General features: G+C 64.9%; 25 protein-coding genes and 1 tRNA gene. 16 read left to right on the top strand and 10 right to left on the bottom strand.

Translation table 11 applies throughout. The annotated features are described in order from the left end of the window. The 8 genes from cbiE to CK218_RS28955 all read left to right on the top strand — a co-directional run bounded on the left by cbiE (position 1) and on the right by CK218_RS28955 (position 6812). A complete protein-coding gene (cbiE, locus tag CK218_RS28990; protein WP_095829690.1) occupies positions 1 to 1242 on the top strand; it encodes a precorrin-6y C5,15-methyltransferase (decarboxylating) subunit CbiE in 1242 nt (413 codons plus the stop codon). Continuing rightward, positions 1239 to 1625, top strand: coding sequence for a cobalamin biosynthesis protein (locus tag CK218_RS28985; RefSeq protein WP_095780855.1), 387 nt, complete (start codon positions 1239 to 1241; stop codon positions 1623 to 1625). Before cbiE ends, CK218_RS28985 begins: the two co-directional genes overlap by 4 nt. Next, a complete protein-coding gene (gene cobM, locus CK218_RS28980; protein WP_095829689.1) occupies positions 1622 to 2386 on the top strand; it encodes a precorrin-4 C(11)-methyltransferase in 765 nt (254 codons plus the stop codon). Before CK218_RS28985 ends, cobM begins: the two co-directional genes overlap by 4 nt. Continuing rightward, positions 2383 to 3198: a uroporphyrinogen-III C-methyltransferase gene (gene cobA / locus CK218_RS28975; RefSeq protein ID WP_179294633.1), complete on the top strand. Its 816-nt coding sequence runs from the start codon at positions 2383 to 2385 to the stop codon at positions 3196 to 3198. The genes cobM and cobA overlap by 4 nt, the downstream gene beginning before the upstream one ends. Next, complete coding sequence (locus CK218_RS28970) at positions 3195 to 4511, top strand: cobyrinate a,c-diamide synthase (protein ID WP_095780857.1); 1317 nt, start codon at positions 3195 to 3197, stop codon at positions 4509 to 4511. Before cobA ends, CK218_RS28970 begins: the two co-directional genes overlap by 4 nt. After that, a complete protein-coding gene (gene cobS, locus CK218_RS28965) occupies positions 4508 to 5278 on the top strand; it encodes an adenosylcobinamide-GDP ribazoletransferase (protein WP_095829688.1) in 771 nt (256 codons plus the stop codon). The genes CK218_RS28970 and cobS overlap by 4 nt, the downstream gene beginning before the upstream one ends. A 24-nt stretch (positions 5279 to 5302) precedes the next feature. After that, a complete protein-coding gene (gene cobT / locus CK218_RS28960) occupies positions 5303 to 6328 on the top strand; it encodes a nicotinate-nucleotide--dimethylbenzimidazole phosphoribosyltransferase (RefSeq protein WP_066998717.1) in 1026 nt (341 codons plus the stop codon). Positions 6329 to 6416: 88 nt separating this feature from the next. Beyond that, on the top strand, positions 6417 to 6812 hold the full coding sequence (locus CK218_RS28955) for a hypothetical protein (protein ID WP_095829687.1): 396 nt from the start codon (positions 6417 to 6419) through the stop codon (positions 6810 to 6812). Between the two features lie 48 nt (positions 6813 to 6860). Here CK218_RS28955 and CK218_RS28950 read toward each other — a convergent pair. Next, positions 6861 to 6936, bottom strand: a tRNA-Lys gene (locus CK218_RS28950). Between the two features lie 105 nt (positions 6937 to 7041). Next, the gene (locus CK218_RS28945) at positions 7042 to 7944 is read right to left on the bottom strand and encodes a PhzF family phenazine biosynthesis protein (protein ID WP_095829686.1); all 903 of its coding nucleotides are present in this window, start codon (positions 7942 to 7944) and stop codon (positions 7042 to 7044) included. Between the two features lie 132 nt (positions 7945 to 8076). On the opposite strand from CK218_RS28945, the gene CK218_RS28940 reads away from it, so the two are divergent. Genes CK218_RS28940 through CK218_RS28930 form a run of 3 tightly spaced genes read left to right on the top strand, consistent with a single transcriptional unit; the run spans position 8077 to position 11284 of the window. After that, on the top strand, positions 8077 to 9363 hold the full coding sequence (locus CK218_RS28940; RefSeq protein ID WP_095829709.1) for an efflux RND transporter periplasmic adaptor subunit: 1287 nt from the start codon (positions 8077 to 8079) through the stop codon (positions 9361 to 9363). Then, entirely contained in the window at positions 9360 to 10070 is a 711-nt protein-coding gene (locus CK218_RS28935; RefSeq protein ID WP_095829685.1) for an ABC transporter ATP-binding protein, read from the top strand. Before CK218_RS28940 ends, CK218_RS28935 begins: the two co-directional genes overlap by 4 nt. Next, entirely contained in the window at positions 10067 to 11284 is a 1218-nt protein-coding gene (locus tag CK218_RS28930) for an ABC transporter permease (RefSeq protein WP_095829684.1), read from the top strand. Before CK218_RS28935 ends, CK218_RS28930 begins: the two co-directional genes overlap by 4 nt. Positions 11285 to 11312: 28 nt before the next feature. Here CK218_RS28930 and CK218_RS28925 read toward each other — a convergent pair whose 3' ends face one another. Continuing rightward, positions 11313 to 12032, bottom strand: coding sequence for a hypothetical protein (locus tag CK218_RS28925; RefSeq protein ID WP_095829683.1), 720 nt, complete (start codon positions 12030 to 12032; stop codon positions 11313 to 11315). 4 nt (positions 12033 to 12036) lie between these two features. Then, positions 12037 to 13149 (bottom strand): endonuclease/exonuclease/phosphatase family protein, encoded by a 1113-nt coding sequence (locus tag CK218_RS28920; RefSeq protein ID WP_095829682.1) that lies wholly within the window; start codon positions 13147 to 13149, stop codon positions 12037 to 12039. A 162-nt stretch (positions 13150 to 13311) separates the two neighbouring features. Between CK218_RS28920 and CK218_RS28915 the strand changes: the two genes are divergently transcribed. Beyond that, the gene (locus tag CK218_RS28915; RefSeq protein WP_095829681.1) at positions 13312 to 13908 is read left to right on the top strand and encodes a BA14K family protein; all 597 of its coding nucleotides are present in this window, start codon (positions 13312 to 13314) and stop codon (positions 13906 to 13908) included. A 164-nt stretch (positions 13909 to 14072) separates the two neighbouring features. After that, the gene (locus CK218_RS28910) at positions 14073 to 14357 is read left to right on the top strand and encodes a PilZ domain-containing protein (RefSeq protein WP_067323293.1); all 285 of its coding nucleotides are present in this window, start codon (positions 14073 to 14075) and stop codon (positions 14355 to 14357) included. Positions 14358 to 14415: 58 nt separating this feature from the next. Here the strand turns inward: CK218_RS28910 and ilvC are convergent, their stop codons facing one another. The 3 genes from ilvC to CK218_RS28895 all read right to left on the bottom strand — a co-directional run bounded on the left by ilvC (position 14416) and on the right by CK218_RS28895 (position 16823). Then, positions 14416 to 15435: a ketol-acid reductoisomerase gene (gene ilvC / locus CK218_RS28905; RefSeq protein ID WP_067323290.1), complete on the bottom strand. Its 1020-nt coding sequence runs from the start codon at positions 15433 to 15435 to the stop codon at positions 14416 to 14418. Between the two features lie 129 nt (positions 15436 to 15564). Further along, positions 15565 to 16239 (bottom strand): TetR/AcrR family transcriptional regulator, encoded by a 675-nt coding sequence (locus tag CK218_RS28900; protein WP_245435234.1) that lies wholly within the window; start codon positions 16237 to 16239, stop codon positions 15565 to 15567. 128 nt (positions 16240 to 16367) lie between these two features. Beyond that, on the bottom strand, positions 16368 to 16823 hold the full coding sequence (locus CK218_RS28895; RefSeq protein WP_095829680.1) for a MarR family winged helix-turn-helix transcriptional regulator: 456 nt from the start codon (positions 16821 to 16823) through the stop codon (positions 16368 to 16370). A 95-nt stretch (positions 16824 to 16918) separates the two neighbouring features. Here CK218_RS28895 and CK218_RS28890 point away from each other — a divergent pair, with 95 nt between their 5' ends. Then, a complete protein-coding gene (locus CK218_RS28890) occupies positions 16919 to 17224 on the top strand; it encodes a Rieske (2Fe-2S) protein (RefSeq protein ID WP_095829679.1) in 306 nt (101 codons plus the stop codon). Position 17225: 1 nt separating this feature from the next. Then, positions 17226 to 17945, top strand: a complete 720-nt coding sequence (locus tag CK218_RS28885) for a glutathione S-transferase family protein (protein ID WP_179294632.1) — start codon at positions 17226 to 17228, stop codon at positions 17943 to 17945. On the opposite strand, the gene CK218_RS28880 is transcribed toward CK218_RS28885, so the two are convergent. Both CK218_RS28880 and CK218_RS28875 read right to left on the bottom strand, forming a co-directional pair. Continuing rightward, positions 17833 to 19128, bottom strand: coding sequence for an NAD(P)/FAD-dependent oxidoreductase (locus tag CK218_RS28880; protein ID WP_095829677.1), 1296 nt, complete (start codon positions 19126 to 19128; stop codon positions 17833 to 17835). The two genes, CK218_RS28885 and CK218_RS28880, sit on opposite strands and share 113 nt — an antisense overlap. A 91-nt stretch (positions 19129 to 19219) precedes the next feature. Next, positions 19220 to 19630 (bottom strand): helix-turn-helix domain-containing protein, encoded by a 411-nt coding sequence (locus CK218_RS28875; RefSeq protein ID WP_095829708.1) that lies wholly within the window; start codon positions 19628 to 19630, stop codon positions 19220 to 19222. Between the two features lie 166 nt (positions 19631 to 19796). Between CK218_RS28875 and CK218_RS28870 the strand changes: the two genes are divergently transcribed. Continuing rightward, a complete protein-coding gene (locus tag CK218_RS28870) occupies positions 19797 to 20690 on the top strand; it encodes an SDR family oxidoreductase (RefSeq protein WP_095829676.1) in 894 nt (297 codons plus the stop codon). 34 nt (positions 20691 to 20724) lie between these two features. Here CK218_RS28870 and CK218_RS28865 read toward each other — a convergent pair whose 3' ends face one another. Further along, positions 20725 to 21765, bottom strand: a complete 1041-nt coding sequence (locus CK218_RS28865) for an aldehyde reductase (protein WP_095829675.1) — start codon at positions 21763 to 21765, stop codon at positions 20725 to 20727. Between the last annotated feature and the right edge of the window lie 119 nt (positions 21766 to 21884).

The raw sequence follows: 21884 nt of genomic DNA, 5'->3' as shown, positions 1-21884 counted from the left end.
ATGCCTGCTGAGGGTTCGCGCGCTGCCAAGCCGGTCGCAAGATGGCTGACCATCGTCGGCATCGGCGAGGACGGTGTAGCGGGTCTGGGCGACGAGGCCAAGCGCAGGATCGCCGAGGCCGAAGTCATCTTTGGCGGCAAGCGGCACCTCGCGCTCGTCTCAGACTTGGTCAAGGGCAGGGCGCGACCGTGGCCGACGCCGTTCGATGCCGAGATGCATGACGTGCTGGCGCTCGAAGGCAGAAGCGTCTGCGTGCTGGCTTCCGGCGACCCGTTCTTCCACGGCGTCGGCGTCACGCTGGCGCGCAAAGTGAAACCGGATGAGATGCTCGTCCTGCCGGCGCCGTCATCGCTGTCGCTGGCCGCCTCCCGCCTCGGCTGGGCGCTGCAGGATGTCGAGACCATCTCGTTGCATGGCCACCCGATCGACCTCCTCCGCCCCCTGCTCCACCCCGGCGCACGTATCCTTGCGCTCACATCCGACAGCGACGCGCCGGCCGCCATCGCCGCGCTGCTCGACGAACTCGGCTTCGGTCCGTCGCGGTTGACGGTTCTCGAAGCGCTTGGCGGCCAGGACGAAACGCGCCGCGCTGTCCGAGCCGACGCCTTCGATCTCAAGAACATCAATCCGCTCAACGTGCTGGCGCTCGAAATAGAATCGACTCCGGATGCGCGCATCCTGCCTTTGACCGTCGGCCTTGCCGATCATCTGTTCGAGCATGACGGCCAGATCACCAAGCGCGAGATCCGCGCCATGACGCTGTCGGCGCTGGCGCCGCGGCGCGGTGAACTGCTCTGGGACATCGGTGCCGGCTCCGGCTCGATCGGCATCGAATGGATGCGGGCTCACCCTTCGATGCGGGCGATTGCCATCGAAGCCGACAGCGAGCGCGCCGCCCGCATCCATCGCAACGCCGCGCATTGCGGCGTGCCCGGTCTCGTCGTCATCGAAGGCTCGGCGCCGAAAGCGCTGGCAACACTGGCGACACCAGACGCCATCTTCATCGGCGGCGGCGGCAGCGATGCCGGCGTGCTGGAGACAGCGATCAAGTCGCTGCGCGCCGGCGGCCGGTTGATCGCCAATGCTGTGACGCTGGAAATGGAGGCGCTGCTGCTTGACCAGCATACCAGGCGCGGCGGCGACCTTCTGCGCATTGCCCTCTCGCGTGCGGCGCCGGTAGGATCCATGCAGGCCTGGCGTCCGGCCATGCCGGTCATGCAATGGAGCTGGGTAAAGCCATGATGGTCGCGGGTATCGGCTGCCGGAAGGGTGTGACGGCGCGCGACGTGCGGGCCGCGATCGAGACCGCGCTCGAAGCGCATGGGTTGGCAGTAACCGCGCTTTCAGCGCTGGCAACGGGCGAAATGAAACGCGACGAGCAAGCGATCTTTCTTGCCGGTCGCGACCTCGACCTGCCCGTGCTCGTCGTCTCCGACGACGCCTTGCAAACCGTCTCGTCCGGCACGATCAGCCAATCCGAATGGTCGCGGGCTCATGCCGGCACGCCGTCGGTTTCGGAAGCGTCGGCCCTGGCCGCGGCCGGCAAAGAGGCGAAACTGCTTGGGCCGCGCACGGTACTTGGTCCTGTTACCTGCGCCATCGCCCTTGGTGGAGGCCGAAAATGACCGTCCATTTCATCGGCGCCGGCCCTGGTGCTGCCGACCTCATCACCTTGCGCGGCAGCCGCCTGCTGGCGTCCTGCCCGGTCTGCCTCTATGCCGGCTCGATCGTTTCGCCGGAACTGCTCGAACACTGCGCGCCCGGAACCAGGCTGATCGACACCGCGCCGATGTCGCTCGACGAGATCGAGGCCGAATATCTTGCCGCCCACAAAGCCGGCCAGGACGTCGCGCGCCTGCATTCTGGCGACCTTTCGGTGTGGAGCGCAGTGGCCGAGCAGATCCGGCGGCTCGAGAAGCGCGATATCCCCTACACGATGACGCCGGGCGTGCCTTCCTTCGCGGCGGCAGCGGCGGCGCTTCGGCGCGAGCTTACCATTCCCGAGCTCGCGCAGAGCCTCGTGCTGACCCGCGTGTCTGGCCGCGCCTCGAAAATGCCGCCCGGCGAGACGCTTGCCGGCTTCGGCCGCACCGGCGCAACTCTAGCCATCCATCTCGCCATCCATGCCATCGACCGCATCGTTGCCGAACTCACGCCGCTCTACGGCGCAGAATGCCCAGTGGCGGTCGTCTTCCGCGCTTCCTGGCCGGACGAGCGCATTCTGACCGGCACGCTGGGCACGATCGAGGCGCAGCTTGCGCAAAATCCGATGGAGCGCACGGCGATCATCTTCGTCGGCAGCGCATTGGCCGCGCAGGATTTCGGCGAGAGCTCACTTTACGACGCCCACTACCAGCGGCGTTTTCGCGGACGGGACGGATTGTGAACGCCAGCACCAACAGAAACGGACGGGCAACGGTGGAGCAGGCGCTGGCGCGGCTGAACTTCAAGCCGCGCGCGCTGGAGCCCGGCCATGTCTGGCTGGCCGGCGCCGGCCCCGGCGATCCCGGCTGCCTAACGCTAGAAGTGCTGGCGGCACTCGGGCAATGCGATGCGCTGGTCTATGACGCGCTGGTCTCGCCCGACGTCGTCGCGGTTGCTGCAGGCGCGGAGCTCTTCTACGCCGGTAAACGCGGCGGCCAGCCCTCGATGAAGCAGGACGACATCAACGCCCTGCTCGTGCGGCTGGCGCGCGAGGGCCGCCGCGTCGTGCGGCTCAAGGGCGGCGATCCCTATATTTTCGGCCGCGGCGGCGAAGAGGCGTTGTCGCTGGCACGGGAAAACATACCATTTCGGGTGCTCTCCGGCCTCACCTCCGGTCTCAGCGCATTGGCCGCCACCGCCATCCCTGCCACCATGCGCGGCATCAACAAGGCGGTCATCCTTGCCACGGGCCATGCCGCCGGCACCGATGACGACATCGACTGGGCCGCAATCGCGCGCACCGGCCAGCCGGTCGTCATCTATATGGGCATGGCCAATCTGCCGGTGATAGCGGCAAAGCTGCTCAGCGGTGGCCTCGCGCCGTCGACGCCTGCCGCCGTGATCGTCGCAGCGACCACGCCGCAGGAGCGCATCGTTGTCGCCACGCTCGCCACAATCGCCGAGGAGGCCGCTGCCGCCGGGCTCGCCTCCCCGGCGCTGATTGTCGTCGGCGGTATCGTCGCCATGCGCGCGGCACTGGCGGGCGGGTCATGACGGCGCGCGCGATCATCATCGGCGCGCCGCGCTCCGGCTCGGGCAAGACCAGCGTCACCATAGGCCTGTTGCGCGCGCTTGCCCGGCGCGGGCTGAAGGTGCGGGGCGCGAAGTCCGGACCGGATTACATCGATCCCGGCTTCCATACCGCCGCCACCGGCCTCTCCGGCGTCAATCTCGACAGCTGGGCGATGCCGCCTTCCCTGCTCAACGCGCTGGCGAACCAGGCAGCGTGTGGTGCCGAGTACGTCATTCTCGAAAGCGCGATGGGCCTTTTCGACGGCATTCCCGCGCCGGAAGGCCGTTCGGGTTCGGCCGCCGATCTCGCCCGGCTCTATGGCCTGCCGGTGCTTCTGGTGCTCGACGTTTCCGGCCAGTCGACCACGGCCGCCGCCGTCGCCAAGGGCTTTGCCACCTACGATCCGGATGTGCGCATGGCCGGCGTCGTGCTCAACCGCCTCGGCAGCGAGCGCCATCGCCGACTGGCGGGCGACGCGATCGAGGCGATCGGCCTGCCGGTGGTCGGCGCCATCATGCGCGATCCGACGCTCAATCTGCCGGAGCGGCATCTCGGCCTCGTCCAGGCAGGGGAGCACGAGAACCTCATGGCGCATCTCGACCGGCTGGCCGATATGGTCGAGAAGTCGCTCGATATCGACGCCATTCTCGCGCTGGCGTCTCCTCTTGAACCTGCGGCCGGCGACTTCGGCGAGGCATTGCAGCCGCCAGGCCAGCGCATTGCGCTGGCCGAGGACGCCGCCTTCACCTTCCTCTACCCGCACGTCGCCTCATACTGGCGAAACGCTGGCGCCGAGATCGTGCCCTTCTCACCGCTTGCCGACGAAGCGCCGAGCCAAGATTGCGATGTCTGCTGGCTGCCAGGCGGTTATCCAGAACTGCATGCCGGCAAGCTTGCGGCCGCTGGCAACTTCCGTGCGGGAATGGCGCGTTTCGCCGCGACCAAGCCAGTGCATGGCGAGTGCGGCGGCTTCATGGTGCTGGGCGAGGCGCTGGAGGATGCGGACGGCGAGAGCCATAAAATGCTTGGCCTGCTTGGCCATTCGACCAGCTTCGCCAGGCGCAGGATGAACCTCGGCTATCGCGAGGCGCAGCTGCGCGCCGGGTGTCCGCTTGGCAGCGAAGGCATGCTCATCCGCGGCCATGAGTTCCACTATGCGCAGATGACCGCCACAGGCAATGACGAGCCGCTGGCGGACCTCGCCGACGGCCAGGGCAATCCGCTGGGCGCGTCGGGTTACCGGCGCGGCCATGTCAGCGGCACTTTCTTCCATGCTATTGCGAGGGGCGCATGAGCGGCGGCCTTTCAGAGCCTCGGCGATTGCTCGACGACATAGGCCTCAGCCTTGTCTTCTTGACACGGCTGAGGCTGCCGTCGAGCGATTTCGGCGGCCGCAGCCTTGCCGAAGCGATCTGGGCGGCACCCTTTGCCGGTCTCGCCGTCGCCGTCATCGGCGCGCTTGTCTACGCCATCGTTGGCGCCCTCGGCCTTGCCGCCGGTCCGGCTGCGGCGCTCGCGCTTGCAGCGACGATGCTTGTCACCGGCTGCCTGCACGAGGACGGGCTCTCCGATATCGCCGATGGATTCGGCGGCGGCAGGACGCGCGAGAAGAAGCTGGAGATCATGCGCGACAGCCGCATCGGCGCCTATGGCGCCGTGGCGCTCGGCATCTCGCTGCTCATCCGCTGGAGCGCGCTTTCGGAACTGGCCGGCCCTGGCCACATCTTCCTGGCGCTGCTGGCAGCGCACGCCGCCTCGCGCGGCCTGTTCGGCGCCTTCATGCATCTTCTGCCGCCGGCGCGCCCCGATGGGCTGTCGGCCGACGCGGGCTCGGTCACTGCCGAAACCGCCGTCGTTGGCGCCGCGCTCGGAGCCGTGGCGCTGTTGGCGCTCGGCCTCGGCGGCGCAATTGCCGCGGTCGTCCTGCTTGGCCTGGTGTTTGCCGCCTTTCGTGCGCTCTGCCTCAGCCAGATCGGCGGCCAGACCGGCGACACGATCGGCGCGCTGCAGCAGCTCGGCGAGATCGCCGTGCTGCTTGTCGCTTCCGTTTGCCTTTCCTGATTCTCTTTCGGAGACCTTGCCCTCATGTCCCCCCAAACAACTTCGTTCAAATCGCTCGAAGACCTTCGCGCCGCCTGCCTCGATCTGTCCGGCGGCAGCGATCCGGCCGCCGCCGCCGTTGCCCGTCGCCAGGACACGTTGACCAAGCCGCAGGGCAGTCTCGGCCGTCTGGAAACGATCGCGGCCTGGTTGGCCCGCTGGCAGGGCCGCGACATGCCGAAGCTCGATGCGGTCAAGGTCTTCGTGTTTGCCGGCAATCACGGCGTCACCGCGCAGGGCGTGTCGGCCTATCCTTCGGAAGTCACTGTGCAGATGGTGGCGAACTTCGCCGGCGGCGGCGCTGCGATCAACCAGCTCGCCCGCGTCGCCGGCGCCAGGCTCGACGTCATCCCGCTCGATCTCGACCACCCGACCGGCGATTTCACGCAAGCGCCGGCCATGGACGAGCAGACCTTCCTCGCCGCGGTCTCGGCCGGCTACGACGCCGTGACCAACGATCTCGACCTCGTCTGTTTCGGCGAGATGGGCATCGGCAACACCACGCCGGCAGCAGCGATCTCGGCCGCTCTTTTCGGCGGCGGCGCGGAAAAATGGACCGGCCGCGGCACCGGCGTCGATGATGCCGGATTGATCCGCAAGATCACCGCCATAGAGGCGGGCCTGAAGCGCCATGCCGATTCGCTTTCCGACCCGCTGAAGATCGCCGGAGCGCTTGGCGGACGCGAGCTTGCGGCGATCTTCGGCGCCACGCTCGCCGCGCGCAAGAACAACGTGCCGGTGCTGCTTGACGGCTTCGTCTGCACCGCCGCCGTGGCGCCGCTGGCAAGGCTGCACCCGACCGGGCTGGCGCACACCGTCGCCGCCCATGTCTCGGCCGAAGCCGGTCATCGCCGCCTGCTCGAAGCGCTGGGCCTGCCGCCGCTGCTCGACCTCGGCATGCGGCTCGGCGAAGGCTCCGGCGCCTGCCTTGCCGTCAACATCGTCCGCTCGGCGCTCGAGTGTCATACGAGGATGGCGAGCTTCGCCGAGGCTGGCGTTTCGGAAAAATAATCTTCCTTCAAAATTTCAACGCTGTTGAAATGACGAAATAACGTCGTCTTGATTGTTTCGTGCGACAGAGATGTCTCCGGGAGATCGAATGATGTATTTGAAGGGCCTAATATTTGTTACGTTTCTTGCTGGGATGGCACTGCCGGCCCTTGCCCAAGACCAATATGTTCGCCCGCTGCGCCCCGGCGAAGACGGATCTGCCAGAATCCAATCGTCGATTTCGATGACCCTTCCGGTCAAGGACGACGAAGACGCAGCCGCCCAGCAGCAGGCCGCACTTCGCTCTTTCTACAAGGTCGCGGCCGTCAGTTGCGCCATGGTGGCCGAGACTGTCGCCGACACCTGCGAAATCACCGGCATGACAACTAACGTCAATGCCCGGGACCGCAATGTCGGCGGTTATGGCGGATCGCAGGTTACGGTGACCGGCCAGATCACGATGAAGGTCAAGTTCAAGGCCAGCTTGAGCAAGACAGCGCAGTAGGACTGGTGCCCATCTCGCTTGTTTTCTGGCCGCCTTATGAAAAGAATTTGGTGGGTGTGCACAGGATCGAACTGTGGACCCGCTGATTAAGAGTCAGCTGCTCTACCAACTGAGCTACACACCCACACCGCCGGGAAATCCAGCGTCGGCGGCGCATATAGCCGCCGGTTTGAGCGATGTCCAGCCCTGCCGGATCATTTCCCGACAAATCGCCGAATTGCCGCAGGTGTCACACAAAAAGCTGGCCTTCCGCCACTTTGATCGCATGGCCTCCGATGCGCGCGGAGGCCAGTTTTCCGCCGTCGACGTTGAGTTCGAGCCGGATGCGCGAGGGCCTCCCCATTTCCAGCCCCTGCTCGATCCAAAGCTGCGAGATCCCATCCGTTGGACCGTCGAAATGCATAATGGCGCCGGCAAAGGCCGCCGCCGCGGAGCCGGTCGCCGGATCTTCGTAGGAGGGATTGCCAGGCACGATCATGCGCACATGGAAGGCGCTGTCGTGATGCACCGTCTCACGGCAATAGACATACGGGCTGGCGAAGGTCCATTCGCTCTTGCGCGGCGCGAGTTCGGACCATGCCTGGTTGTCCAGCCTGACTTTTGCGGCGGCTTCGAGGCCGGCAACCGGAATGGTGACGTAGGGCACGCCGGCCGACCAGAAAGAGACGCGGTGATTCTCGAAGCCGAGCTCATGCGGGCCAAGGCCAAGCGCGGCGCCGATCATTTCCGGTTCGGCGGCGAGTTCCAGCCGCTCAGGCAGTTTCGCCAGGTCGAATTCGGCGAAGGTAGCGCCATCATGCTTGCTGACCGCGCAACGCACGGGGCCGATATTCTCCTCCAGCACAAAGATGCCGGTCGCTTCTTCAGCCTGCTCCGCAAGCGCGATAGCCGACCCCACCGTCGGATGGCCCGCGAACGGCATCTCATAATCGGGCGTGAAGATGCGTATACGGTTGCGATGCTTGGGATTTTCGGGCGGCAGCACAAACACCGTCTCGGACAGGTTGAATTCGCGCGCGATCGCTTGCATGGCGGCCGTATCCAGCCCCTCGCTGTCGAGCACCACCGCCAGCGGATTCCCGGCCAGCCGCTCGGTCGTAAACACGTCGTAAAGCAAGTAGTCGCGCATCATTTGGAAAACCTTCCGCCTCGTCCCGAATTTCTGCTCGATCCCAACATGAGGGAAATTTAATTTGAAATTCGAACCTCAAGGCATGATTTGTTCACGGATAGGGACATCAATTTGTCGTTATAGGGGTCCGTGGTGGACCAGCTTGTCAATCCGCCAAACGCAGAAACCGACACTTCCATCGAAACGGCCCTCGGGCTCGACCGCAAAGGCGTGAGCCGCAAGCGCCGCCGCTTCTGGCTCTACCCGCTGCTGGCGCTGGCTATCGTGGCGGCCGCGATCGCTGGCTACCGCTGGAACGCCGTCTCGCCGCCCCGGATCGAATACACGACTGCGCCTGCGACGATTGCCGACCTGATCGTCAAGGTGTCGGCGACCGGCACGCTGCAGCCGCTGACGCAGGTCGACATCTCCAGCGAGCTTTCCGGCATCGTCCGCGCCGTCGCCGTCAACGAGAACCAGCAGGTCAAGAAGGGCGACGTTTTGGCGACGCTCGACACCGCCAAGCTCGAAGTCCAGATCGAGCGCGCCACCGCCTCGGCAAAGGCGGCGGCGGCGGCCGTCGAGGATGCCAAGGTCACGTTGCAGGAAAACCAGAACGCGGTGGTCCGCGCGAGCGCCCTCACCAAGCGCGGCATGGCGACGGATCAATCGCTTGAGGCCGCGACCGCGACGCGCGATCGCTCCAAGGCCGCGCTCGACAGCGCCGAGGCCAATCTCGCCATCGCCGAGGCTGATCTGAAGGCCCAGCAGACCGACCTTGCCAAGAGCACCATCTACGCGCCGATCGACGGCATCGTGCTCACGCGCTCCGTCGATCCGGGGCAGACGGTCGCTTCTTCGCTGCAGGCGCCGGTGCTGTTCGTCATCGCCGCCGACTTGCGGAACATGGAGCTGCAGGCGGCAGTGGACGAGGCCGATATCGGCCAGGTCAAGCCCGGCCAGCATGCCCGCTTCACGGTCGATGCTTTCCCGGATCGCCCTTTCGACGCCGAGATCCGCGACATCTCCTATGCCTCCGTCACCACCGACGGCGTCGTCACTTACAATGCACGGCTGGAAGTCGACAACAGCGAGCTTCTGCTCAGGCCAGGCATGACCGCCACGGTCGCCGTGGTGACCAGGCAGGCCAAGGGCGTGCTCACCGTGCCCGCCACAGCCTTCCGTTACCGCCCGGCGCAACAGGCGGCCCGCGGCTGGAGCCTGCGCGACCTCTTTACCGGCCGCATGGGCCGCCCCAACCGGCCGCGCGAGGCGACGAAGGCGCCGATCGACGGCTCGCGCACGCTCTATGTGCTGGAAAACGGACGGCCGCATGCCGTCAACGTCAGGATCGGCTCGACCGACGGCGAGCTGACCGAGATCACGTCCGGCCTCAAGGAAGGCGCAGAGGTCATCACCGGCTCGCAGCAACGGAGCTGACCGTGTCCGCTCCCCTGCTCATCACCTTCGACAGTGTATGGAAGAGCTATGGCGAGGGCGAAGCGTGCGTGCACGCACTTGCCGGCGTCGATCTTGCCATCCGCAGAAGTGAGTTCGTCGCCATCATGGGACCGTCCGGCTCGGGCAAGTCGACGGCGATGAACATCATCGGCTGTCTCGACACGCCGACGGCCGGAACCTACCGCTTCAAGGGCGTCGATGCCGGCCGGCTCGACCGCAACCGCCGCGCCCTGCTGCGCAACCTTTATGTCGGCTTCGTCTTCCAGGGCTACAATCTCCTGCCCCGCACCACGGCGGCGGAAAATGTCGAGCTGCCGCTGATCTATCGCGGCGTTTCCGCGCGCGAGCGCCGGGAGCTGGCCATGCAGGCGCTCGCCCAAGTCGGACTTGTCGGGCGCGAACATCACACGCCGGCCGAGCTCTCGGGCGGCCAGCAACAGCGCGTGGCGATCGCGCGTGCCATCGTCACCAAACCGACTCTGCTTGTTGCCGACGAGCCCACCGGAAATCTCGACACCGCGCGCACGCACGAAATAATGGAATTGCTGACCAGGCTGAACGCCGAATTCGGCCTCACCATCGTCATGGTCACGCACGAAGCCGACGTCGCGGCATATGCCGGGCGCACGGTGCGCTTCCTCGACGGCCACGTCGCTTCCGATACAGCGAAAGCCGAAGCAGCATGATCTGGGAAACCGTCCGCCTTTCGCTGATTTCCATCCGCCGGAACGTGCTGCGCTCGTTCCTGACCCTGCTCGGCATCGTCATCGGCGTCGCCGCGGTCATCGCCATGCTCACCATCGGCTCCGGCACCACCGAGAAGGTCAAGGCCGACATCTCGAAACTCGGCAGCAACCTGCTCGTCGTCCGCTCGGGCCGTCCGGCAGGGCCTGGCGGCCCGGGCGGGCTCGACCAGGTCACCCGACCGCTGGCCGCCAAGGACCTCGAAGCACTGGTTGCCCATCTCAGCGGCGCACGCGCCATCGCACCGGCGTCGCAAAAACAGGTGCGGGTCATCTTCGGGACGGAGAGCCTGACGTCGGGCGTTACCGGCACCGACAGCGCCTATCTCGACGCGCGCGACTGGAAGCTGGTGTCGGGCCGTCCCTTCAGCGATTCCGAGACGCGCGCCGGCGCCGGCGTCTGCCTGATCGGCGAGACGGTGCGGCAGCAGTTCTTCGGCGCCGGCGATCCGGAGGGCGAGACGATCCGCGTCAACCGCACCTCCTGCCGGATCATCGGCTTGCTCGAGCCCAAGGGTTACACCGGCTTCGGCCAGGATCAGGACAATGTCGTGCTGATGCCGCTGGCCGCCTACCAGCGGCGCATCGCCGGCAACCGCGACATCGACTCGATCTACATCGCCGCCGACGACAGGACGCCGACCACCGAACTGCAGCCGCGCGTCGAGGACATCCTGCGCGACACGCGCCGCATCACGCCGGACCGCGATGCCGATTTCTCGATCCGCGACATGACCCAGATCGCCGACGCCATGGCTAGCGCCACCACCACCATGACCGGCATGCTGGGTGCCGTCGCCGGCGTCAGCCTTCTGGTCGGCGGCATCGGCATCATGAATATCATGCTGGTATCGGTCACTGAGCGCACGCGCGAGATCGGCATTAGGCTGGCGATCGGCGCGCACGAAAAACACATCCTGATCCAGTTCCTAGTCGAGGCGACGGTGCTGTCGCTGGTCGGCGGCATCATCGGCATCCTGATCGGACTGGCGCTCGCAGGCCTGGCCTCGGTGACGCTGACGATACCCTTCGCGCCGAGCCCGGCGGTCATCCTGCTCGCCGTCGGTTTTTCGGCGCTGATCGGCATGGTGTTCGGCTTCTTCCCGGCACTGCGCGGCGCGAGGCTCGATCCGATCGAGGCGCTAAGGCACGAGTGAACCGCCGCGTCGTCGGCCCGTGACCGAGTCAGACCAGCTCGTTGGCGAAATGCCACTCGATCAGCGGCTTCATGTGCCCCATCAGCCCGACCGGCAAGTCGGTTGCGTTGCGGATGATGACCGGACTTTCGATCTCGGGCTCCGCTTCGGTTGCAACGAAGGCGCTGATGCGCCGCGCAAGCTCTTCCGCCGGCTCGGGAACGTGATAGCGGCGGAAGATCACCGTGCCGCTCGAAGTCGACAGCGCATAGTAGCGCTGTCCGCGGGCGGCGCCCGACAGATCGATCCCGGTTTCCTCGCCCACCTCGCGGATCATGTTGAAATCGATATCGACGACGCCGTCGCGGAAATCGATCGGCTCGAAGGAGCCGGCGGCGAAATAGACGCGGCCGGCGTTCACCGTGTGCGAGCCCATCCGGATCGCCACCAGCGCATTGTCGCCGGCAACCAGCACGGCGTGCGCATAGGCATGTTCGGCGCCGCTCAGCTCCCGGTTTTTGCGCCACAGCATGAAAGTCGAGTACTTCACCGCATGACAGCGACCGATGAGCCGGCTGTCGCGATAGCTCAGCGCTGAAAGCAACACCACGGTGCCGTCATATAGCGCCGGCTTCATCTCCATTTCGCGGCGCCAGTTTTCCGCGATCGCTGTCTGATTGTCGCGCTCGAACGGATGCGGGCTGGCAACGAGCCGTACGTCGACCGCGTCGACCGGCAAAATGACATTGCGCGGCAGGTCGAAGCTCACGGGCTCAGGCCATGTCCAGGTTGATCACCACCGGGCAATGGTCGGAGGCCTTCGGCCTGTCCCACCCGGCACGCGGAAAACGCTCTACTTCCTGGCCAGGCGGAAAGATGGTGCGCCAAGGCTGACCGTTGCGGATGATCTCCGGAACCGCGGTGGCGTTCTTCGCCGCCAAGGCCTTCGACAGCAGGATATAGTCCAATTGGCACAAATGCCGCTCTTGCGGGCCGCGCGTGTGATAAAAACTCCAGCGGTCCATCTCGGGCCGCCGCTCGACGACATTTTCGCAAAAGCCGCCGGCGGTCAGAACGTTGATCGAGGACTGGGCTTCGTCGACGACGTGGAAGCGATAGCCGTCGAAGCTGTCGCCTTCGATCTTCACGCGCTGCCGATAATCATTCATGTCGCCGCAGATTGCCCAGCGCTTGTCGGCCGCATGGTCCTTGCCGAAGCGGTCCTCGATGATGCGGCGCACGGCCTGCGCCTCGGCGATGCGCAGTGGCATCGTCGCCTCGCGGCCATCGAGCCCGTTGCGCGGCGAGCCCATTGACTTGAAATGCACGAGATACAGCGTAAGCGGCACGCCGCCGACCGTTATGTCGATTTCCAGGCAGTCGCGCCGGAAGACGCGTTCGGTGGCCAGGTGCCCGAACGCCGCCAGCTCCGGCGTGAACAGTCCGAACTGCTCGAACGTGACATAGGCATGGCTGGTCATGCGCACGAATTCGATCGGCTGCCCCTGCGCGGTCTCGTTGCGCATCATCACGGCGACGTCGATGCCGCGGGAGTCGTTGCCGGCGGTGGTGTATTTCTGACGATAGCCCTGCCCGATCATCTTGAAGAGATAGCCATATTCGAAGGCCTTCAGCCCCTCGATATTGTCCACCTCCTGCATGCAGATGACGTCGGCGCGTGTCGCGGCTATGGCGAGCGCGGTAAGCTGGCGGGTGTCATCGGACTGGGCGATGGCGCGCGCCTGTTCGAGCAGCCTGTATTCTGCTTCGCTCTGGATGTCGAACAGCGCCAGTGTTCGGTCCTCGTTGAGCTGGTTGCGATAGCCGGAGAAGTCGAACCTGTTCATCAGGTTCTCGACATTGAAGGTGGCGAGGCGCAGCGACATGGCCGAGACCTTTGCCCGCAAGCAATGGCGAACACAAGAGCAGACGCACGCCCGTTATGGTTGACGGAACCTTTCTGTTCATCTTCCGTTCAGATGGAAAGTTCCATCAATAGGCCTATTCCCGAGCGTTTTGGGCGTGGGGCCTTACTCGTGGAGAGTGAAATGAAACCGCTCTTGTCTTCCCTTGGATCCGGGCTTCTGGCCTTGGGTCTCTCCGCTGGGCTGACGGTGCCGTCGATTGCCGGCCCGGTCCTGCAGCCCGACATGTCGACCGTGACCAGCACGGCCGCATCCACCATCATTCCCGTTCGCGACAGCTGGGCCGGCGGCAACGACCGGCGGCAGATGTATGACTGGCGCTGGCGGCGCGGCGGTGACTGGCGCGGCCGCGATTTTAGATGGCGTGGCGGCGACTTCCGCGCACGTCATTTCTCTCGCAACTGGGATGGAGATCGCAATTGGCGCTGGCGGCATCATCGCCATCATCGCCATCGCCACTTCGACAGCGGGGGCGCGGCCATCCTTGGGCTCGGCCTAGGCCTCGGCCTCGGCAGCCTCGCCTACAACAATTTCTACAATCCCTATTATTACGATCCCTATCCGCGCTACTATCAGCCGCGGCGCATTTACCGGACCGAGCGGCTTTCCAGGGCCCATGTCCAATGGTGCCACGACCGCTACCGGTCCTATCGGGCCTGGGACAACACGTTCCAGCCCTATAACGGCCCGCGCCGGCAGTGCATTTCGCCCTATATCTGAGCCCCTCGGCACGAAGCTCAACGGCGCCCGGCAGGCGCCGTTTCTTTTTGTCAGGGCGCGCCCGACGGCGACGCGATAACCTTAAATTTAGCAGATGCGTCTATCCGTCATGCGGTGCCCCATATGACGATCGCCAAGCTGCGATCCGCTAGGACGACTCCGCCATGACCGAGAACGAGTTGAGAGGCAAGCGCCGGCAACGCGTGCTGAAGGGCGCGGCGATCCTGACCGGCATCAACAATTCCGGGGTCATGTGCACGGTGCGCAACATGCATCCTGGCGGCGCCGAACTGAAGCTGCCGATCGAGGCGCATGTGCCCGACGAATTCCTGCTTTACGTGACGAAGGACCGGATCGGCTACAAGGCGATCGTCCGCTGGCGCCGCGACGACCGCATCGGCGTGGAATTCGCGGGCACCGAGCCGAAGCCGCATTGGCATTACGGCTGAGCGTGAGAGAAGCCGGCGGATCGCTCCGCCGGCTTTCACGAAGCATGAATAGACCGAATTAATTCTTCGCCTTGTCGACCAGCTTGTTCTTGGCGATCCACGGCATCATCGCGCGCAGCTTCGCGCCAACCTCTTCGATCTGATGACTGTCGTTGTTGCGGCGGATGCCCTTGAAGCGCGACAGGCCGGCGCGATATTCCTGCATCCATTCCGAGGTGAATTTTCCGGTCTGGATATCCTTCAGGATGCGCTTCATCTCGGCCTTGGTGTCGGCCGTGATGATACGCGGACCGGAGACATATTCGCCCCATTCGGCGGTATTCGAGATCGAGTAGTTCATGTTGGCGATGCCGCCCTCATAGATGAGGTCGACGATCAGCTTCACCTCGTGCAGACACTCGAAGTAAGCCATCTCCGGCGCGTAGCCGGCTTCCACCAGCGTCTCGAAGCCGGCGCGGATCAGCTCGACCAAACCGCCGCACAGCACTACCTGCTCGCCGAACAGATCGGTCTCGCATTCCTCACGGAAATTGGTCTCGATGATGCCGGAGCGGCCGCCGCCGACGCCGCAGGCATAGGAGAGCGCGAGGTCGAGCGCATTGCCCGAGGCGTCCTGGTTGACGGCAACCAGGCACGGCACACCGCCGCCCTTCTGATATTCGCCGCGCACGGTATGGCCGGGGCCCTTCGGCGCGATCATGACCACATCGACCGAAGCCTTCGGCTCGATCAGGCCGAAATGCACATTGAGGCCGTGCGCGAAGGCGATGGCGGCGCCGTCGCGGATGTTCGGCGCGATCTCTGATCTGTAGATGTCGGCCTGCAATTCGTCGGGCGTTGCCATCATCATCAGGTCTGCCCACTTGGCGGCATCCGCCACGCTCATCACTTTCAGCCCGTCGGCCTCGACCTTGTTGGCGGTCGCCGAGCCGGCCTTCAGGCCGATGGCGATCTCCTTGACGCCGGAATCCTTGAGGTTGAGCGCATGCGCCCGGCCCTGGCTGCCATAGCCGATGATGGCGACCTTCTTGCCCTTGATCAGATTGAGATCGGCGTCACGATCGTAATAGACACGCATTTCGTCTTCCTTCCCGTTTTGAAGATCAGAGCATGATGCCGAAAAGTGTGAAGCGGTTTTCGGACGACATCATGCTCTATCTCTTGGATTTGGAGCCGGATTCAGATTTCAGGTCGACTTGACCTGAAATCATCCGGCCCCGGGGCCTTGCGGCCGGTTGTTTGCTCCCCCGGTCCTTGAGCCGTAAAGAGCGAGAAACTGCTGCGTCGCGCGGGCGGCATCGCCGCCGATCGTCGCCTCGGTCAATTGCAGCCGGTCGCCGAGCAGAAGCCGCATCTGCACGTCGCGGCCGACCAGACCGAAAAACGTCCGGAACGCCGTCTCGGCGTCGTCTAAGTCGAGCAGCCCGGCCTCGCGTCCCGCTTCGAGCACGGGCTTCAGACGCCTGGCCAGTGCAAAACGCCCATTCTGCAGCACGATCGCGCCAAGATCATCCTTCCCGGAGCCGGCATGGCCGACCGCGACACGGTTGAGCGCGATAGACGTATCGCTGGAGATGACCCTCAGCCAGTCGGAAGCGAAGCGTTCGAGGCTTGCGGTCAGCCAAGCGAGGTCGAGGCCTTTGCGGTCGACCGGCGCCACGCGCACTTTCGAGGCCTGCCATTGCACCGTCGCCGTCAGCAGCCCGTCGCGGTCGCCGAACCATTTGTAGAGTGTTTCCTTGGAGCAGCTTGCCCGCCGCGCCACCGCGGTCATGGTCAGGTTGTCGCCCTCTTCGACCAGTAGGCGAAGTGCTGCGTCCAGAACGGCCTGCTGCCGCTCGGTAAGCGTTTCGCTGCTGTCGGTGTCGGCGGCTTGCAACACTTTTTCACCCGTTCCCGGTCGCTCAATAATGCGTACCGTACGTTACGGTTCGGCTTATTGCGCATTCGGGTTTCCAACGCAAGGGGCTGCGGCGAAAAAATCTGACGGTACGCACAAAGAGTCGTGAGCTAATCGCCGGCCAGTGGCTCGCGCAACCGCCCGAGTAGTGCAGCCAGCGTTTCCAGCTCCTTGGCGGAAAGCTTATCGCCCATCAACTCGGCTATGGACGCCCCATAGACCGCCCAGATGCGGCGGCGCATCTCCCGGCCGCTTGGCGTGATGCGCACTGTCTGGCCACGGCCGTCATCCGAGACAGGCAGCTTTTCCAGCAGGCCATCCGCTTCCAGCCGGGCCAGCAGTCGCGACACGTTGTACTGCGCCAACAGAACGCGATCGATCAGCTCGAACGGCCGCAAGCCGCCCTCGCCCGCCTCGGCAAGCTCGTGCAACACGTCGTACCAGGCGAGCGGCGGCAAGCCGCCGGCTTTCAGGGCATACTCGGTCTTTTCGACCAGCTGGCGCGACACGCGCATCAGGCGGCCCCAGGCTGTGACGGCCTCGGGCGCAGGAGATTTTCTCGTCATCGAGAAACTTTATTCGATAGATGCATTTGCATCAAGCTTGACGGTCGATGCAAATGCATCCATATCGATGCAATTGCATCGATAAGGAGTTCCCGATGAAACATGAGATCTGTAAAGTGGCCGACATCCCGCAGACCGGCAGCCTGATCGCGCCTTTCTTCGGCCGCGAGGTCCACGTCTGGCGCAGCGGCGAGCGTGTCCGTGCCGCGGCCAATGCCTGCGTGCATTTCGGCGGGCCGCTCGACTGCAAGAACGGCGCGTTCATCTGCCAGTGGCACGGCGCCCGCTTCGACATGCAAAGCGGCGAGCGCCTCGAAGGCCCGGCGCCGAAGGGCTCGCGCCTGATGTTCCTGTCGACCCGCGTCGAGGACGGCGCGCTGAACTATGTCTGGGGAGAATAAGATGACGGCCAAACTCACCCTCGTCAGCCATCACCTTTGTCCCTACGTCCAGCGTGCGGCAATTGCCCTCGCCGAGAAAGGCGTGCCGTTCGAGCGGGTCAATGTCGACCTTGCCAGCAAGCCCCACTGGTTCAAGGCTATCTCGCCGCTCGGCAAGGTACCGCTGCTCTGCGTTCGAAACGGCAGCAAGGAGGAGATCATTTTCGAATCCGCCGTCATCCTCGAATTCCTCGAGGAGACGCAGGCCAATCCGTTGCACCCGGCCGATCCGCTCATGCGGGCCAGGCACCGCTCCTGGGTCGAATTGGGTTCGGCCATCCTCAACGCCATCGGGCGCTTCTATTCCGCCGCCGATGAGGCCGGCTTCCTCAAGGAAAGCAGCGGCTTGTCGGAACTGTTTGAGCGTGTCGAGGCAGAACTGTCGGCAAGGCGGAGCGGTCCGTGGTTTGCCGGGAAGCGCTTCTCGCTGGTCGACGCCGTCTACGGGCCGATCTTCCGCTACTTCGACACGTTCGACGAGATCGGCGCTTGCGGCATCCTGGACGGTAAGCCTCTCGTCCAGGCCTGGCGCATGGCGTTGAGCGACCGGCAATCGGTGAAGGAGGCTGTCAGTCCGGACTATCCGCTGCGGCTGCACGCTTTCCTTCGGGCAAAGGCATCCTATCTTTCGCGAATGATCCGGCTGCAGGCCATTGCGATTCCGCAAGCCCGATCGGCCTGAACGGGTCGATCACCGTTCCCGCGACCATGGCGGCGAGCAACTGCGGCACCGGCGGGATCTTCGCCAGCGCCGCCACCAGCCGGTCGCGCACGAACGGCAACACGACGGAGTCCGACTGGTAGAACGGCGTCAACGACAACGACAGCGCCTGGAATACCCGCACGTGCCAGCGGCGTGCCCTTGCATAGGTCATCAGCGCTTCGTCGATGTCGCTCGTTCGCGCCAGGGCATGGCTGAGTGCTGCCGCGTCAAGCAGCGCCATGTTCGCGCCTTGCCCGAGCTGCGGACTGGTCGAATGCGCGGCGTCGCCGATAACCGCCAGACGTCGGCCGGCCGGCAGCCTCATCGTGTGGTGGCCGTAGCGGGCCAGCGAGAGCTGCTCGAAACTGTCGATCTGGCTGGTGAAGGCCTCGCATTCTGGCCAGACCGAAACAACCTTCGCCTTCCAGGCGCCCAGACCTTCGGCTCTCACCTGTTCCGCTCCGGCCGGCTTGAGGCTCCAGAAGAAGGCAGCCATGGCTCCGGCGCCAGTATCCGGCCGGCCGATCGGCAGCACGCCGACCATGATGCTTGCCTTGTCGTAGCGCTGCAGCAGCGCCTTTTCGTCAAAACCGTCGCGCCATCCGAGTGAGGCCCAGAACGCGCCATAGGTGAGCGGACGCGGCACAGCCGTGTCGCCAAGGCATTGCCGCAGCCTGGAGCGCCCGCCGCTGGCGTCGACGACCAGATCGAAAGACCCCAGCCGCTTTCCGTTGGCGCAGACCGGCCGCGCACGTTCACCCGTCTCCAGCGTCTCGATCTCGACATTGGTTTCGATGGGAATTTCCGCGCGCCGGGCAGCGCGATAGAGTACGCCGAAGAGCGCTGCCCGGTGCACCGCGAGACCGAAGCGGCGACCGCGGCGCGCGTCATAGCGGACATCGAGCACTGTTCGCCCGCTTTTGGCATCGGTCCCGTGTAGCCGCTCGATACGGCTCCCTAGCGAAAGAATCTCGTCAAGCAGCCCGAGATCGGCGAGCGCCGTCAGCCCGGTCGGCTGCAGCATCAGCCCCGAACCGACGGGCTTCGGCTCGTCGAAGCGCTCGAAGACGGTGACCTTATGCCCTGCCCGCCTGAGATAGAGCGCCGCAGCCAGTCCGGCCGGCCCCGCGCCGGCGATCGCTATCTCGTAAGGCTTGTCCATTGCGCCCAAACCCGAACCGGCGAGGAACAATCCCGCAGCGAAAGCGCGAGATCAAGAGGCGCTTTGACGCTTGTATCGGGGGAGGAAAGGCTCAGGCCTGCGCGGCATCGAAGGCGACGCGCGCCTCACGAACGGCATCGTGGTTGAGCTCGGCCCATTGGATCAGCATCTGCAATGGCGCAAACATCGAGCGGCCGAGATCGGTGAGGCTGTATTCGACGCTCGGCGGCTTGGTCGGAAAGACTTCGCGATGCACATAGCCGTCGCGCTGCAGATCGTAGAGCGTCTGCGTCAGCATACGCTGCGAAATGTCGGGCACCAGGCGGCGCAACTCCCCGAACCGGTACGGCTTCTCGGCCAAAGCCATGACCAGCAGCGAGCTCCATTTGCCGCTGATGCCCTGGATCACGTCGCGAACCGGGCAGTCGGCGAAATTGCCGCCGCCGGTCATGGCCTTGTAGACCTCAAGCTTCGATTTCAGATTGAAGATCTTGCTGTCCATCGCGACATCCATTGATCGACGCGGCGACCCGCCGGTGGTTCCCCGGCTGTGCCTACCTCCCGAAAAACTGCCTTCTTTACGGCCTCGGGTCAATTCTTATTTTAGTGCTGGTCTCTTTTTGAGACCGACATTCAAACCCGTTCGACGCAATTTTCAGGAACCTCCCATGACCGAAACTCTCCTTGTCACCGGCGCTTCCGGCCATCTCGGCCGCGCCGTGATCAACCATCTGCTCGATGCGCAGAAAGTCGCGCCGGCAAACATCATCGCAACCACGCGCAATCCCGAAAATCTCGCCGACCTGGCAGCCCTCGGTGTTGTCGTCAGGCCGGCCGACTTCGATGATGCGGCCTCGCTGGAGCGCGCCTTCAAAGGCGCCGACCGGGTGCTGATCGTCTCGACCGGCGAGCTCGACCTGAAGAGCGACCGGCGCCTCAACCAGCATCAGACCGCGGTGGCCGCTGCCAAGGCGGCCGGTGTCTCGCACCTCCTCTACACCTCGATGCCCAATCCCGAGCCGGTCTCGCCGGTGCTGTTTGCCGGCGACCACTACGGAACCGAGCAGGCCATCAAGGCGAGCGGCATTCCCTACACCATCTTCCGCAACGGCTGGTACCAGGAGAACCTGTTCATGGCGCTGCCGCACGCCGTTTCGTCGGGCAAATGGTACACGTCGGCCGGCGACGGGCGCATCGCGCACGCCGCGCGCGACGACATGGCCGCCGCGATCGCCGCAAGCCTCGCTTCCGGCTCGTCGGAGAGCCACGTCTACACGTTGACCGGCCCGCATGCTTACACGACGAACGAAATTGCCGCTCTGGTGAGCGAAGTCACCGGCAAGCCCCTGGAGGTTATCCAATTGCCTGACGAGGCCCTGACCGAGGGCGTCAAGGCGGCCGGCCTTCCCGAGGACTTTGCGCGCATTGTCGTATCCTTCGACGCCAACACACGCTCCGGCCGTATCGGCATGGTGACCGACGCTATCGAGACGTTGTCGGGCCGCAAGCCGAAGACGCTGAAGCAGTTCCTGGAAGGGAACAAGGCCGCACTGCTTGGCTGAGCCGTTGCGCCTGGGAGGTAGCCTCCCGGGCGCGTCACCTCGACTTTTTGAGCAATCCGAGCCGGACCAAGCTTTCGCCGGTGGCGACGAGCGCTTCTTCGCGCGATCGCGGCGCCCAGCCGAGCATGCGCATGGCCTTGGCCCCGGTTGCGTTCCTGGCCTTGCCCAATTCCGTCACGATCTGAGCCGCTTGCCCGTCGAACAGTCCGACGGTCCGGACCAGCCAGTCCGGCAGCATTCTCGTCGTAACGCGCGACGCAACGCTGCCCAGCCGCGATTTCAACGTTTGTGCGATCGCCAGCGTCGTCATGAAATCGCCGCTGATGGCGAGGAACCGCTCCCCCTTGGCGGCGGGACTGCTCATGGCGCGCAGATGCAGATCCGCCACGTCCCGCACATCGACCACACCGAACACCATGCGCGGCAGACCAGGCATCTCGCCGTCCAGCAATCGCTTGATGAAGTCCGTCGAGGTCGAATGATCCGGCCCCAGGACCGGTCCAAATATCCCGACCGGATTGACGACCGTCAGTTCCAGCGCTCCGCCCTGGTTGGCAAGGAAATCCCAGGCCGCACGTTCCGCCAGCGTTTTCGACTTCACATAGGCGCTCACCTTGGCCGCCAGGTTGGTCCAGTTCTCTTCCGTGAACGGACTGCCCGGAATTGGCGTCTGGCCATAGCCGATGGCCGCAAAGGACGAAGTGAGCACCACTCGTTTGACGCCCGCATCGCGCGCGGCCCGCAGCACACGCAACGCACCCTCGCGCGCAGGAACGATCAGATCGTCCTCGTGTTTCGGCACGCCCGGCGGGAACGGCGAGGCGACATGAAGAACGTACTGGCATCCCGCGACCGCTTCCGGCCAGCCGGCGTCTGTCGTCAAATCGGCGTAGGCGAAGGAAAGCGCATCGCCCGGCTCGGCACCGCCGACCCTCAGCATGGCGAGAACATCGGCTTCGCGCTTGGCGGATCGCACTGTTGTGCGGACGCGGTAGCCTGCCTGCAACAGGGCTAGAACGCAGTGCGCGCCGAGGAACCCGGAGCCGCCGGTAACGAGCACCAACTCACCGCCCATTCCCACCTCCCCACCCCTTTAGGCGTTGCAGTCCCTCAAATGGCGACCTGAGTGCCGATCTCGACCACGCGCCCGGTGGGGATCTGGAAATACTCTGTCGCATCCGCCGCCGTCTTCGC

This window comes from Mesorhizobium sp. WSM3879 (assembly GCF_002294915.1).
Taxonomy (GTDB): Bacteria; Pseudomonadota; Alphaproteobacteria; order Rhizobiales; family Rhizobiaceae; genus Mesorhizobium.
Note: the sequence above shows the minus strand (reverse complement) of the source record. Positions and strands in the feature narration are given on the sequence as shown.